Raw genomic sequence first — 250 nt, forward strand, 5'->3', positions numbered from 1 at the left:
TTTCGTATGAGACGTTTTTTTATGCTTTTTTTCAGTTTGGACGTGATATTACAAGCTCTTTTTTCATACATATGGGATGAGAGGGGGTCTTTTGAGATGAAAAAATTAGAACAAATGAAGAATTGGTTAACAAAGCAAATAGACCTGCCAGTGGATGTGCTAATGGATCTACCTCGGATTACGCTTGTTGGGCAAGTGCATATCTATATAGAGAATCATCGGGGTTTATTAGTGTTTTCGGATAAAGAAG

General features: G+C 36.4%; 1 pseudogene. It reads left to right on the top strand.

The window, feature by feature from the left end:
* Window positions 1–96: 96 nt before the first annotated feature.
* Window positions 97–250: pseudogene (locus SB775_RS32090) on the top strand (sporulation protein YqfC); the annotation flags it as partial.

Source organism: Peribacillus sp. SIMBA_075 (assembly GCF_046534585.1).